The organism is Cupriavidus sp. 2SB (assembly GCF_005503625.1).
Lineage (GTDB): Bacteria > Pseudomonadota > Gammaproteobacteria > Burkholderiales > Burkholderiaceae > Cupriavidus.
This window is the reverse complement of the sequence record NZ_SCMX01000057.1, coordinates 12,966-25,759: the sequence shown is the minus strand read 5'-3', so window position 1 is coordinate 25,759 and position 12,794 is coordinate 12,966. Positions and strand designations below refer to the sequence as shown.

Annotated in this window: 11 protein-coding genes; 5 read left to right on the top strand and 6 right to left on the bottom strand. The window is 64.5% G+C overall.

What is annotated here, in order from left to right:
* The first annotated feature begins 443 nt into the window (after positions 1 to 443).
* Complete coding sequence (locus FFS21_RS22840) at positions 444 to 2,072, top strand: hypothetical protein (RefSeq protein ID WP_137927014.1); 1,629 nt, start codon at positions 444 to 446, stop codon at positions 2,070 to 2,072.
* Positions 2,073 to 2,165: 93 nt separating this feature from the next.
* Here the strand turns inward: FFS21_RS22840 and FFS21_RS22835 are convergent, their stop codons facing one another.
* A complete protein-coding gene (locus tag FFS21_RS22835; RefSeq protein ID WP_137927013.1) occupies positions 2,166 to 3,047 on the bottom strand; it encodes a metal-dependent hydrolase in 882 nt (293 codons plus the stop codon).
* A gap of 347 nt (positions 3,048 to 3,394) precedes the next feature.
* Between FFS21_RS22835 and FFS21_RS22830 the strand changes: the two genes are divergently transcribed.
* Positions 3,395 to 3,760: a mechanosensitive ion channel protein MscS gene (locus FFS21_RS22830; RefSeq protein ID WP_137927012.1), complete on the top strand. Its 366-nt coding sequence runs from the start codon at positions 3,395 to 3,397 to the stop codon at positions 3,758 to 3,760.
* Here FFS21_RS22830 and FFS21_RS22825 read toward each other — a convergent pair.
* From FFS21_RS22825 to FFS21_RS22805, 5 genes are all read right to left on the bottom strand, one after another.
* Positions 3,754 to 3,963 (bottom strand): DUF3079 domain-containing protein, encoded by a 210-nt coding sequence (locus FFS21_RS22825; protein WP_137927027.1) that lies wholly within the window; start codon positions 3,961 to 3,963, stop codon positions 3,754 to 3,756. The genes FFS21_RS22830 and FFS21_RS22825 overlap by 7 nt on opposite strands.
* Positions 3,964 to 4,100: 137 nt before the next feature.
* Positions 4,101 to 5,000 (bottom strand): DMT family transporter, encoded by a 900-nt coding sequence (locus FFS21_RS22820; RefSeq protein ID WP_137927011.1) that lies wholly within the window; start codon positions 4,998 to 5,000, stop codon positions 4,101 to 4,103.
* 72 nt (positions 5,001 to 5,072) lie between these two features.
* Positions 5,073 to 6,053: a quinone oxidoreductase family protein gene (locus FFS21_RS22815; RefSeq protein ID WP_137927010.1), complete on the bottom strand. Its 981-nt coding sequence runs from the start codon at positions 6,051 to 6,053 to the stop codon at positions 5,073 to 5,075.
* Between the two features lie 46 nt (positions 6,054 to 6,099).
* Complete coding sequence (locus tag FFS21_RS22810) at positions 6,100 to 6,666, bottom strand: TetR/AcrR family transcriptional regulator (protein WP_137927009.1); 567 nt, start codon at positions 6,664 to 6,666, stop codon at positions 6,100 to 6,102.
* A gap of 59 nt (positions 6,667 to 6,725) precedes the next feature.
* Positions 6,726 to 8,156 carry a sensor histidine kinase gene (locus FFS21_RS22805; RefSeq protein WP_137927008.1) on the bottom strand — a complete coding sequence of 477 codons (1,431 nt, stop codon included), beginning with the start codon at positions 8,154 to 8,156 and terminating at the stop codon, positions 6,726 to 6,728.
* A gap of 249 nt (positions 8,157 to 8,405) precedes the next feature.
* On the opposite strand from FFS21_RS22805, the gene FFS21_RS22800 reads away from it, so the two are divergent.
* From FFS21_RS22800 to FFS21_RS22790, 3 genes are read left to right on the top strand one after another with little or no spacing between them, the layout of a single operon-like run.
* Entirely contained in the window at positions 8,406 to 9,140 is a 735-nt protein-coding gene (locus FFS21_RS22800; protein WP_137927007.1) for a TetR/AcrR family transcriptional regulator, read from the top strand.
* Complete coding sequence (locus FFS21_RS22795) at positions 9,137 to 9,988, top strand: FAD binding domain-containing protein (RefSeq protein ID WP_137927006.1); 852 nt, start codon at positions 9,137 to 9,139, stop codon at positions 9,986 to 9,988. The genes FFS21_RS22800 and FFS21_RS22795 overlap by 4 nt, the downstream gene beginning before the upstream one ends.
* The gene (locus FFS21_RS22790) at positions 9,969 to 12,794 is read left to right on the top strand and encodes a molybdopterin-dependent oxidoreductase (RefSeq protein ID WP_137927005.1); all 2,826 of its coding nucleotides are present in this window, start codon (positions 9,969 to 9,971) and stop codon (positions 12,792 to 12,794) included. Before FFS21_RS22795 ends, FFS21_RS22790 begins: the two co-directional genes overlap by 20 nt.

Here is a 12,794-nt window from a genome sequence, read left to right as displayed (position 1 = left end):
GGGGGACACCTCCTTGTACCGGATCGTGGTCCGGTCAATGGATTTATTGCGACGTTCTGGTGACGCGGGGACAGTCAGAAGAGTATAGGCAATAGTGGCGTTTTCGCTATGTGCGCTGCGGCGACAGGCATCAGACATACGTATGACGCGTCGATACGAGAAGACATAATCGTTTTCCGACAACGATTCTGGCGATTGTAGGTACTAACTTCATGCCGGGAGCGGAACCGTGTATCGAGTGTGTCACAGAAAGATGACAGAAATGACATCTGTCAATGCCCCTCTGGGGGGTTAGCCGACATACATCCCCTACGCGACACTCCACGCCGCTTGCCATTGGCTTCAAAGCCGAGGCAAATCGCGCGCGCCAACAAGAAAGGGAGCCAGGGGTCGGCTACCCGGCACGCGTCACGGAAATCCAACTTCAAGAAGAGACAACTGGGATGAAATCGAAGCTTCTTTTGACGGGTCTGATGGCGGCTGTGCTGTCGGCTTGCGGTGGTGGTGGGGATGGCGGGTCGACGACGGGCGGCAGCACTACGACGACACCGCAGGCAATGACGATCAGCGGAACCGCCGCGATTGGCGCTGCACTCCCGCAAGCCAAGGTCCAGGTCATTTGCGCGCAGGGCACCGGATCTGCCGTCACCAATTCGGACGGTACGTTCAAGATTTCCATCGCCAACGCCGTACGTCCCTGCGTGCTGTCCACGCAAGGCCCGGATGGTTCGGTACTGCACTCGGTCGTGGAAGCCGGCACGGGTGCGAACGTCGTGGCAAACGTCACGCCGCTGACGGAACTGATCACAGCCGCACTGGCGCAGGGCAGCACCGAAACGTTCGCCAAGTTCGATAGCGTCGCGCAAGGTCGCCTGACCGTGGCAAACCTGACGACGGCCATTGCAGCGATTCGACAACTGCTGCAAGGCAGCGTTGACCTGACCAACGTGGACCCCGTGAAGGGCACGCTGGTAGCAGCAGCCGGCTCCCAGGCCGGCAATGACCTGGACAAGCTGCTTGACGCGCTGGCCGCACGCCTGGCTGTGGCACGTACGACGCTGGCCGATCTGTCGACCGCCGTTGGCACCAACGCAGGCGGCGCGGGCAGCATGCTCCAGCCCGGCGTCGAAAGCTGCGCCGCGCTGAAAGATGGCGGCACGTTCTTCCTCGCCGGCATGGGTGGCTTTGTGCGCGCGCAATATGACAGCGCCACGGCTCAACTCATCACCTCCGACCTGTCGGGCAAGCAGCTCGGCAAGTCGCCGTTCGTGCGGTATCAAGGCCAGAACTGCCGATTCGTGGCATCGGGCAACGGTATCGTCAACGATGTGATGGTGTCGAAGTCGGGCATGGCGCTGGTGCGCAACGTGTCGGTGCCGAGCCTGCCGGGTCTGCTGATTCCGGTGCAACAGGTTGCGCTGGCCGATATGGCTGGTGACTGGAATGCACTGGGCTTCGAACGCGACACCCCGCTCGAACAGTTCAAGCCTTCACGTATCAAGTTCAGCGTGAACGCATCCGGCCAGTTCACCGCGGGTGCTGACTGCGCTGGCGCTACCGACACGGGTTGCGAAGACTGGCTGCCGAACGAACTGCCTGCGCTGACGCTGAACGGTTCGAATGGTTTCACGTTGACGGACCCGAGCGGCACTGCACCGGTTGCAGCATTCAAGGATGCAGACGGCCAGATGTTCGCGGTCATCTCGACGGCAAACGGTCTGATCATCGCCACGAAGAAGATCGCACGTCCGTTGCCGGAAGTTGGCGCGGTGACGACGTTCTGGGACCTTACCGTATTCGGCAAACTGGACGTCTCGATGGCGGAAACGACGATGACGGTGACGGCTGTAGACCAGGCGACGAAAACGTATAGCCGCGTGCGCGCAGCGGATGGCCGCAAGGACACCTGGATTCAGGACAATCCTTCGGACGGCCTTCGCTATCGCGCAAAGTCTGCAGACAGCACGGCTTATGAATCGATCGCGATGACGATGGGCAACTCCGGTATCGGCGTCCTGGTCAGTCTCGACCCGAAATCGCTGTTCTACGACATTTCGGTCCTCCGTCCGTAATCTCGTAACAGACGGCTCCGGCCGTCGCGCTTTACCCATGAGAAAGCCCGCTATCAAGCGGGCTTTCTCTTTACTGCTGACCTCAATCGGTTCTCAAAACCCCACCCGCATCCCCGGCTCCATCACCACTACCGCCGTGCCTGACGCCGTCCCCAGCGCAGCCTTCAACTCGTCCGGCGTCCCTTTCAGCATCGGCGACGTCCCGTAGTGCATCGGAATCGCATACTTCGGTTTGACGAAGTCGCGGATGGCGATGGCGGCGTCTTGTGGTCCCATCGTGAAATGGCCGCCGATGGGAATCAGGACGAGGTCGGGCTTGTAGCGGTCGCCGATGAGCTTCATGTCACCGAACAGGCCGGTGTCGCCCATATGCCAGACCTTGAACCCGTTTTCCATCTCGATGATGTAGCCGACGGGTTCGCCGCCGTAGTGGGCTTCATCCTTGCCCGTGGTTGGGTTCTTGTAGATCAGTTCTGACGAATGCTCGGCGTGGACGGCGGTGATCTTGGGGCCGGTGGGGCCGAAAGGCATGACCGAGCCGCTCTTGCCGAAACGTTGCGAAAGGTTGGCGGGTACGAGTCCGAGCTGGACGAGCTGGTTGCCCATGCCGCCGCCTGTGTAGATCGGGGCGTTGTTGAGTTTGGCGAGTTCGGGGGCGTCGCCGAGGTGGTCGCCGTGGGCATGGGTGACGAGAATCAGGTCGACTTTGCCGATAGCCGAGAGTTGCTTGAATCCAGCCGGAGTCTTGGGATTACCGGTCAGCCAGGGATCGATAACGATGACTTTGCCACCGGGGGTGGTGATCCGCATGGCGGCCTGGCCGAGCCAGAGGACGTCGGTCTTGCCGGCGGTGGCCGGTGCCGAGGCGGCGGTCGGCTGGACTGGAACGGGCGCGTTGCCAACGTTCGAGGCGCAGGCGCCGAGGGTTGCAGCGGAGCAGGCGAGCAGCAGTGCGGAAAGGCGGCGTGTGGTCATGGTCGTCCCGGATGGAGATTGTCTCGACATTGGCTTTCGCACCGCTCCGGCGGACATCGCACTGCAACTGCTGAAGCGTTGCGAGAGCGAGTATTTGCACGGCCGGCGCCGCTGTCAATCCGCATCGCCCCATGCCAGGCGCCGGGTGATTTGTAACGCAGGATTTATCGTGTGGCGTGGAAATCGCGGCGCGGCATCGTAAATCAGCCACTTTCAGAGCTTTGATGACCGGGAGCAGGTCCCGCGCATTTACATCTGCTCACCAGCGCGTAACCCACTGTAATGGATCGACGTCCATGATGGAGTCCGTAAAAGGGGGCCAAGGTTGGCCCGCCAAGGAGCCTGTCATGCGCAAGTCGATTCGTTACGCCGGTATTGCTGTCCTGAGTGCCACCATGCTCGTCGCCGGGACGGCTTCGGCGCGCGATCGTTATCACCACGGCGGTGGCGGCGGATCTGCCGGTGCCGCGATTGCCGTGGCCGCAGTGGCTGGCCTGGCGCTGGGCGCGCTGGTGGCAAGCAGCCAACCGGTGATGGCCGCACCCGCGCCGGTCTATGCGCCGCCGCAGCCGGTCTACGCGCCGCAACCCGTAGCCTACGCCGCGCCGGCAGTACCGCCGGGATACTGCTACGACAACTATCAGGGCGCCTACGTGCCGTGCGGCCGTCCGGCGCCGGTCCGGTACGCGCCGCAGCCTTACTACGGCTATTGAGCGGAGGTGGAGGGGGTGGCGCGAGTCTCCACCTCGATCCCCCAATCCCCATGCTCGTACCAGTCATCACCCAGTAATTCCGCGGGATGCTGGGTGCGGCTCGATCCGTTGCCGCAGCCCATGGCGTTGACGGCGCAGTACTTGTCGCAGCCCCAGCAGATGCGCTCGGGGTGCTTGGGGTGGAGGGGGAATGGTTTGCGCATGGAGTGCGTGGGCGCCGCGGATGGCGCGCCACGCGTTCGATAGTAGTCCTTCAGCATCCGCATTTTTGGCGAAAAGCCGATGCTGTTTGCGTTCGATCAAACGCAAGTTCGCAGTGTGGAAGTGCGCGACCTTCTGGTCATCCCACCCTGCGTCGCATCACCAGATGCAACCCCGCTGCAGCCAGTGCCATGCCGGCCCATGCCATCGGCGGCAGTGCCTCGTCGAGTAGCACGAACGCAATGACGGCCGTGGCGGGCGGCACGAGAAAGAACAAGGCCGAGACGCGCGAGGCTTCTCCGTGGCGGACCATCGCCAATAGCAGTGATATCGCCACGAGCGAGTTGCCGAATACGAGGTAGGCCAGCGAGCCGAACAGGCCGGGAGTCCATTCGATGTGCATCGGCTCCAGCCACCACGCGAGCGGTGCGGTCACCGCCAGGGCGACGGCGCATTGCACGGTGTTGGCCAGGACCGGATGGACTGACGTGCCGAAGCGTTTCTCGTAGAGCGTGCCGCCTGTCATGGCGAGTAGCGCGAGGATCGCGAACATCAGCGCCGGCAGCGAGCCGACCTCGACAGAAGAACGCGACCCGATAACGATGGCGGCGCCCGACACACCCAGCGCCAGCCCGATCCAGTGGACGCGATCCACGCGCTCGCCCGCTACCGCTGGCGCCAGCAGTCCGATCAGGATCGGCTGCTGTGACGTAACCAGTGCCACCGCGCCTGCGGACATCCCAAGCTTGAGACTGAGATACGTGAACGCGAAGTAGCCGGCCTGAATCAGCAGGCCGATCACGCCCAGGTGCAGCCACGGCGCCGCACCGGGTGGCAGTCGCGGGCGCAGCAGCAGACAGGGCAGGATGAGCAGTCCGGTCACGCATGCGTAGCGCAGGGCGAGGAATGTCAGCGGATCGGCGTATTGCAGCCCGAGCTTGAGAAAGACGAAGCCCGAAGACCAGAGCAGCAGGAACAGCGCGGGGGCGATACGCAGCCACAAGGGCGTTGCCGATGTCTGTGCTGTCTGCTCGGGCATGGGATGGGTAGGCGGGGGCGGAAACAGTCGAACCATAGCACTGCATGCCGCGCCCGTCCCCCGGGTCTTTCATCAGGCATCCATGCCGGGCACCAGCAGCAGTTTGCCCGTCGTGGCACGGCTTTCCATATCGGCGTGAGCGCGCGCCGCCTTGTCAAGCGGATAGCGCTGGCCGATGGTGGGGCGCACCTTGCCGTCGAGAATCCACTGGAACAACTGGGCGGCGTGCCTGCGCAACCGTTCGGGCGTCCGCACATGGTCGGCAAAGACCGCATAGCCGATCTTGATGCTGCGGGGCAGGGCCATGATGTCGATGGCGCCCGGCCCGCCGAGAATCGGACCATACCAGCACAACGTGCCAGCCACCTTCAATGCATCGATCGAGCCCTGGAAGGTGGCCGGCCCCGAGCCGTCATACACCACGTCCACGCCCTCCCCGCCTGACAACTGGATCGCTTCCCCGGCAAACCGGCCTGTGGCATCGACGATGATGTGATCGGCCCCCGCCGCCCATGCCACGGCCGCCTTGCTCTCGGAGGAGACGCGGCCAATGACGCGGCCGCCGCGGAGCTTGACGATCTGGGTCAGGAGCAGGCCAACGCCTCCGGCCGCCGCGTGGATCAATGCGGTATCGCCGGGTCGCACGGGATAGAACTCGGTCGCGAAATGGCTGGCGGTCAGCCCTTGCATCATGATCGAGGCAGCGGTCTCGTCGTCGATGCCGTCCGGCACGGGCACCAGCGACGTGGCGGGCACCACGACCTGTTCCGCATAGCTGCCCGGCGCGTAGGCCCAGGCCACGCGCTGCCCGGGATGGAAGTCAGTCACCCCTTCACCGACTTCCAGAACCTCGCCGGCTCCCTCGACACCGGGCACGCGGGGATAGGGAATCTCGTTCCAGAACTGCCCGCGCCGCACGCCCATGTCCATGAAGTTCACCCCGGCTGCGGCTACCTTCACCCGGACTTCGCCCTTGCCGGCTGTTGGCGCCTTCCACTCGACTGCCTCCAGGACTTCCGGACCGCCCGCTGTTGCCATGATCACCGCTTTCATCTCAATGCTCCTTAATGGAACGATCGTTCCAAAATTGGTAAAAAAATTATCGCAGCGCGCGCAATGCCAACTGGCTCAGGCCCTGCAGTTCCGCAAGGTCCGCACCGCCGCGTGCCGATAGCCGCAGCGCGGAGACACTGGCCAGCAGGAATGCGGCCAGCAGTTTGGCGTCGGCCTCGTTGAGCACGTCGCCATCGCGCTGTGCTTCTGCAATCCGGGCGATCAGCGGCACGGACAGCACGTGACCGAGTTCCGCGCGGATGGCGTTCAATTGGTGCTGGCTATCGCCGAACTCGCTCACGGACCCCACGCCCAGGCACGGTGTATGGGCACTTTGCACGACACGCGCCATCATCCGGTGAATGCCGTCGATGGCACGCGGCCCGCCCTGCAGCGCCGCAATATGCGCCTGGATTTCGGTCTCGCCATAGCGGCGCAATGCCGCGCAGTAGAGCTGCCACTTGTCCACGAACGTGTCGTAGAGGCTTTGGCGGCCGATCTTCATCGCGCTGGTGAGCATGGTCGTGGATGTGCCCGCATATCCGTGCTCGCAGAAGACGCCGATCGCCGCGTCGAGGGCTTCGCCCTGGTCGAATTCTTTTGGTCTGGCCATGGACCGCATTCTAGGAATATTGGAATGAGCAGTCAAGAATTAATTTTTGCGTCGGGGATTCAGCTTGCGAAACGCGGCAGCGTGATGGTGGCGCGTGTCCCGCCCTGGGGCCGGTGCGTCAGGACGAGTTCGCCGTGGTGGGCTTCGACGATGGACCGGCTGATGGCGAGTCCCATCCCCATGCCTTCGGGTTTGGTCGTGAACAGCGGTTCGAACAGGCGGCCGGCCAGTTCCGGATCGAAGCCTTCACCACGGTCGTCGATATGCAGGCGCAACTGGTCCGGTGCGGCTTCGCATGACAGCACCAGCTGGCGCTCGCCTTCCGGCACTGCCTGCATGGCCTCGGCGCCGTTCATCAGCAGGTTGATGAGTGCCTGCTGCAGCAGCACGCGCTCGCCCTGCACGGACGTCGATGACAGTTGCCCCTCCACGCGGAAGTCTATCTTCATCGCCTCCAGCGTGGATGTCACCATGTCCGCCACTTCCATCACGGCTTTGTCGGCGTCGAAGATGGCGACATTGGGCGTGTCCTGCCGCGCCTTGGCGCGCAAACCGTCGATGATGGCGCGGGCGCGCGTGGCGCATGCCGAGATATGCGCCAGCGTCTGGCGGGCGCGTTCGATGTCTGGCGCGCTGCGGTCCAGCCAACGCAGTCCGGCGCGTGCGGAGGAGTCCAGCGCCGTCACCGGCTGTACCACCTCGTGGACGATGGACGCGATCATCTCGCCGTAGACCTGGAACCGGCTCGCGCGTGCCAGCTCGGAGAGCGTATTGCGCATTTTCTCTTCGGCATGGGTCAGCAATGCCACCTGTTCGGACAGCGCATCATGCAGGCGGGCGTTCTCCAGTGCGAATCCGGCTTGCAGCGCAATGATTTCGACCACGGCGCTGCGCGCCGATGTGAACATGCCGAAGAGGTGGCGGTGCTCCAGGTACAGCGCACCGACAAGCATGCCGTTGCAGCGCATCGGTACGCAGATCACGGAACGTGGCCGATAGCGCTGAACGTATTCATCGTCGCGCCAACTGGCGGCAGAGCAGGCGTCATCGAGCACCAGTCCGTTGCGCAGGCGAATGGCGGTGGCGAGGATCGACACCGGAAGCCGATCGCCTTTCAGCACTGCCGAAGGGGTGTGCGGGTCCGCGAAACGGGCGCGTCCGTTCGATGCCGTGGCGCTCGCCGCAGACTCCCAACTACCGTCGCGGATGGCAGCCACGCATCCGAAGGTGGCGCCAGTGCTTTGCAGGGCGGCCCGCAGCAAGGTCTCGACCCGCTGCCCCGGCGACACTTCGGCAGCCAGTGTCTGGGAGATGTGGCGCAGCGTCTGAACGTCAGGCGCGTGCTGCATCATTGCCGACCACCCGGCCTGCCGGTCTGCGGCGGTTTCGTGCAGGTCCGCGTCCACCGGCCAGACCGATGGCGTCAGGAAGGTGCAGCGGTAGTAGTCGAGTTCGTTGGTCATGTTCTTGCCGTCCTGCATCAACTTCATGTAGTGAACGCTCCATAAATGAACCTTAGCACAACATTTTCTGGAATGACAGACGGTGTGGGTCGCGGAACGGCGTACTGGAGGCCGGTTCGGCGTCGATCTAATGCCGCAATCTATTGAATATAAAGAGATTTATTTCTTTCTGTTGAAACTCGTCCGGGCGCCTTGTATCATCGCTCACTCATGTAGTGTTCCCTGTACGAAATGCAGGGAAACGCCAGCGGATGACTCCGCTGCCATAGGAGCGATATGACTCAAGCAGTAAAAAAGGCTGTGCGTGGCACCGGTGTCCGGGAGGCTGCGGCGCAGACCACCCGCGACAACATCCTGCGCGCCGCTACCAAGGTGTTTGCGCGCTATGGCTATGAGGGCGGCAGCGTGGAGAAGATCTCGAAGCTGGCGAAGTCCTATGACCGGATGATTTACTACTACTACGGCAGCAAGGAAGCGCTGTTCGTGGCGGTGCTCGAAGGTATCTACCGGCGGATGGACGAGGCCGAGTCGAAGGTGGCGCCGGACCCGTCAGACCCCGTGGAGGCGCTCAAGACCATCATCCGCTTCAAGCTGGACTACTACCGGCGCAACCCCGATTTCGTCAACCTGCTCAACACCGAGAACCTGCACAAGGGCCGGCATGTGTCCAGGCTGGAGCGCAAGGGCGATTACTCGACGCTGGCCGTGGACATCATCGGCGGGATTCTCGCCAGCGGCGCGGATCAAGGCATATTCCGCCGGGACCTGAATGCGCGCGATGTTTTCCTGTTGATTGCCTCGACGGCGTATTTCTATACTTCGAACCGCTACACGCTGACGGTCTTTCTCGGCGTTGAGCTGGACACCCCAGAGGCCGTGCAGCACTGGGAGTCCTTTGTCATAGACAGCGTGCTGCGCGTGGTGAGAGTGGAGGCTGCCACCAGTGAGCTGCCCGCTACCCCCGACAAGCCGCCCCGACGCCGACAGCAGGACGCCAGCCTCTCGTCATGAACTACCTTCGCCCCCGATCCCTCGATGCAGCAGTGGCCCAACTTGCGGCGCGCCCGGCGCGTGTCGTGTGCGGCGCAACCGACTGCCTTGCGGACCCGGCACTCGCGCCGGGGAGTGTCGAGTGGATCGACATCGCGGGCATCGAAGCCTTGCGGGGCCTGACATGCCGCGATGGCGTGGCGCGCATCGGCGCGGCCAGCACCTGGCAGACCATCGCGCAAACCGCCTGGATGCCCGTGGCGCTGCGCGATGCCGCGGCCGGCGTGGGCTCGCGGCAGATTCGCGTGCAGGGTACGCTGGGCGGGAACCTGTGCCATGCCTCGCCGCTGGCGGATGGTGTGCCGCCGCTGCTCGTGCTGGATGCCGAAGTGGAACTGGCGAGCGTGCGCGGCTTGCGTCGCTTGCCGTTGCGGGAATTCCTGCTCGGTCGTCGGCGCACGGCGCTTGCGTCCGATGAACTGCTGGTCGATATCGTGTTCGATCTGCCGGGTGCGCGTGACCGCACGGCCTTCGTGAAATGCACCAATCGCGACGGCATGGCGCTGGCCGTGGTGTCGGCCGCGGTGCATCTGCGCATGGGGCAGGGCACCACGCTCGAATCGGCTGCGGTCTGCGTGGGCGGTGCGTCGGATGTTCCTCTGCGCCTGCATGGGTTGGAATTGGCACTGATGGGGCGACACAGCCACGAACTTGCTGGCATCATCGGGGGCGCCGCGCTGGCCGAGTTGTCCCCCATTGATGATGTCCGCGCGACGGCAGCCCATCGCTTGGACCTCTCCCGGCTTGCGATCCAGCGGGCTGTCCGGTTCCGCCTGGAGGAATTCGCCGATGACGCCCCCGCTTACTGAGTCTTCAACCTGCGCCGATGACGTAGCGGAAACGCGCGGCCATTCCACGTCGGCGGACGCTGCATGGTTCGACCTCAACGGCGCGCGTGTGCCGTTGCCTGCAGACCAGTCGCGGCGCCTGCTCGACCATCTGCGCACGGACTTGCGGCAGTTCGGCACGAAGGAAGGGTGCCGCCAGGGCGATTGCGGAAGCTGCACGGTGCTGATCGATGGCGAGGCGCGATATGCCTGCCTCGTGCCGATGGGACAGGTTGCCGGACGTCGCGTCGTGACGGTCGAAGGTGTGGCCGAGGGCACGCAGAGCGGCGCGCGCCTGCAGCAGGCATTCCTCGCGCACCAGGCGGTGCAGTGCGGTTTCTGCACGCCGGGCATGCTGCTGGCTTCGGCTGCCGCAGTCGATGCGGGGCGGGTCACGGATCGCGCCAGCGCAAGGTCGGCCATCGACGGGGTGCTGTGCCGCTGCACGGGTTACCAGAAGATCGTCGATGCCGTGGCTGAAGTCGGTTGCGGCGCCCCCGCGCGCCCCTGCACGGCACCACCCGCCACGGGACCGGTCGTAGGCGTACCGATCACGCGACTCGATGGTCCGGAGAAGATCGACGGACGCCAACCGTTTGGCGCCGATGCGCACCCGGCGGATAGCCTCGTGCTGCGCGCCGTGCGTAGTCCCCATCATCGCGCACGCTTTGCCTTCGGCGATCTGCACGCATTTGTTGCCGCGCACCCGGGCGTGGTGCGCGTACTGACTCATGCCGATGTGCCGGGCATGAACCTGCACGGCGTAGCCGGGCCGTATGCCGATCAACCCGTCCTGCCAGTCTCCGAGACGCGCCACTACCTGGAAGCGATTGCGCTGGTGGCAGGCGAGCGTGACGCGATGGAAGCGCTCGACCTCCATGGCTTCCCCGTGACATGGGAGGCATTGCCACCCGTGCTCACCGTCGGCGATGCCATCCGCGACGACAGCACGCCACTGCATGCGAATCGTCCCGGCAATCTGCTGATCGAAGGGGTGGTGCGTCGGGGCGATGTGGAGACGGCGCTGAAGGATGCTCCGTACGTGGTGAGCGCCACGTTCGAATCGAGTTTTGTCGAACACGCGTACCTGGAACCGGAAGCAGGCTGGGCGCGCAGGGTGGGCGATGTCGTGGAGATCCACTCGTCCACGCAGGCGCCGCATCCGCATCGCGCCGATCTCGCGCGCATCCTTGGCGTGGCACCCGAACAGGTAAGGGTGGTCGCCACGGCGGTGGGTGGCGGGTTTGGCGGCAAGCTGGACATGACCGTGCAGCCGTGGCTGGCCATCGCGGCGTGGCATCTGGATCGGCCCGTATCGATGGTGTTTTCGCGCGAAGAGTCGATGGCGACATCGACCAAGCGCCATCCCGCCAGCATCGTTTCGTCGATGGCCGCCGATGCGGACGGCCGGATCTGCGCGGTATCGTTCGAAGGTGAGTACAACACTGGCGCCTTCGCATCGTGGGGCACGGCCGTGGCGAATCGCGTGCCGGTGCATGCCGGTGGTCCCTATGTCGTACCGCACTACTCGGCGCGCGCGCGGGCGATTCACACGCACATCACGCCGGCTGGCGCGTTCCGCGGTTTCGGCGTGCCGCAGACGACCATGTCGCAGGAGCAACTGATCGACGAACTGGCGCGCCGCGTTGGCATCGATGCGCTCGAATTCCGCGTGAGAAACGCGATGCACCCAGGGGATTCGCTGCCGACCGGGCAGGTACTCGACAAGAGCGTGGGCCTCATCGCCTGCCTCGATGCGCTGCGTCCCGTGTGGCACGAAGCGCAGGCCCGCGTGGCCACGCTCAACGCGTCGTCGCCCGCCACCATCCGCCATGGTGTGGGCCTGGCCGCGTTCTTCTACGGCTGCGGCAATACCGCACTGCCGAATCCCTCGACGGTTCGCTTCGGTGTGCGTCCCGACGGCGTCGTCGTGCTCCACCAGGGGGCGGTCGATGCGGGACAGGGCGCCAATACCGTGATTCCGCAGATCGCCGCCGATGCGTTGGGCGTGCCGGTGGGCACGCTGCACATCGTCGGACCCGATACGCATGTCACGCCCGACTGCGGGCGCACCTCGGCCTCGCGGCAAACGTTCGTGACGGGCCGCGCGGCCTATCTCGCGGGAACCACACTGCGCCGCCGCTTGCTCGAGCTGGCGAACGCACCGGCAGAGGCGATCATCGCGGTGGATCGGCAAGGCATTCATGTCGATGGTCGCGTGCTCGATCTCAGTGTCTTGCCTGTCGATGCACATGGCTATGTCGTTGCTGCCGAAGAGAGCTTCGACCCGCCCGTGACCACGCTCGATACGGATGGACAGGGCCGCCCTTATGCAACGTACGCATTTGGCGCGCAGATCGCCGAGGTCGTGGTCGATTGCGAGAGCGGCCGTGTCCGCGTGCTGAAGGTCGTTGCCGCGCATGACGTCGGTCGCATGGTGAATCCGACGTTGCTCGAAGGGCAGGTGGAAGGGGCCGTGGCGCAGGGCGTAGGCCTGGCGTTGATGGAGAAATATCATCCGGGCCGCCACAACAACCTGCATGACTATCTGATTCCCACGGTGCACGACATGCCCGAGGTCCGCGCGATCTTCGTGGAGGCGCCGACCGACCTCGGCCCGTATGGCGCCAAGGGCATCGGCGAACCGGCGCTGGTACCCACGGCGGCGGCCATCCTGAACGGGATTTTCGACGCGACTGGCGCGCGCATACGCCAGGCACCCGCCACGCCGGATGTGGTACGCAGGGCGCTGGCGGCCCTCACCGATACGGCAGGCGGATCGCAGTAG

Bases quoted from the DNA above. Each gene is read 5' to 3' on its own strand.
- FFS21_RS22840 (WP_137927014.1), top strand. From the start codon at position 444: ATGAAATCGAAGCTTCTTTTGACGGGTCTGATGGCGGCTGTGCTGTCG.
- FFS21_RS22835 (WP_137927013.1), bottom strand. From the start codon at position 3,047: ATGACCACACGCCGCCTTTCCGCACTGCTGCTCGCCTGCTCCGCTGCA.
- FFS21_RS22830 (WP_137927012.1), top strand. From the start codon at position 3,395: ATGCGCAAGTCGATTCGTTACGCCGGTATTGCTGTCCTGAGTGCCACC.
- FFS21_RS22825 (WP_137927027.1), bottom strand. From the start codon at position 3,963: ATGCGCAAACCATTCCCCCTCCACCCCAAGCACCCCGAGCGCATCTGC.
- FFS21_RS22820 (WP_137927011.1), bottom strand. From the start codon at position 5,000: ATGCCCGAGCAGACAGCACAGACATCGGCAACGCCCTTGTGGCTGCGT.
- FFS21_RS22815 (WP_137927010.1), bottom strand. From the start codon at position 6,053: ATGAAAGCGGTGATCATGGCAACAGCGGGCGGTCCGGAAGTCCTGGAG.
- FFS21_RS22810 (WP_137927009.1), bottom strand. From the start codon at position 6,666: ATGGCCAGACCAAAAGAATTCGACCAGGGCGAAGCCCTCGACGCGGCG.
- FFS21_RS22805 (WP_137927008.1), bottom strand. From the start codon at position 8,156: ATGAAGTTGATGCAGGACGGCAAGAACATGACCAACGAACTCGACTAC.
- FFS21_RS22800 (WP_137927007.1), top strand. From the start codon at position 8,406: ATGACTCAAGCAGTAAAAAAGGCTGTGCGTGGCACCGGTGTCCGGGAG.
- FFS21_RS22795 (WP_137927006.1), top strand. From the start codon at position 9,137: ATGAACTACCTTCGCCCCCGATCCCTCGATGCAGCAGTGGCCCAACTT.
- FFS21_RS22790 (WP_137927005.1), top strand. From the start codon at position 9,969: ATGACGCCCCCGCTTACTGAGTCTTCAACCTGCGCCGATGACGTAGCG.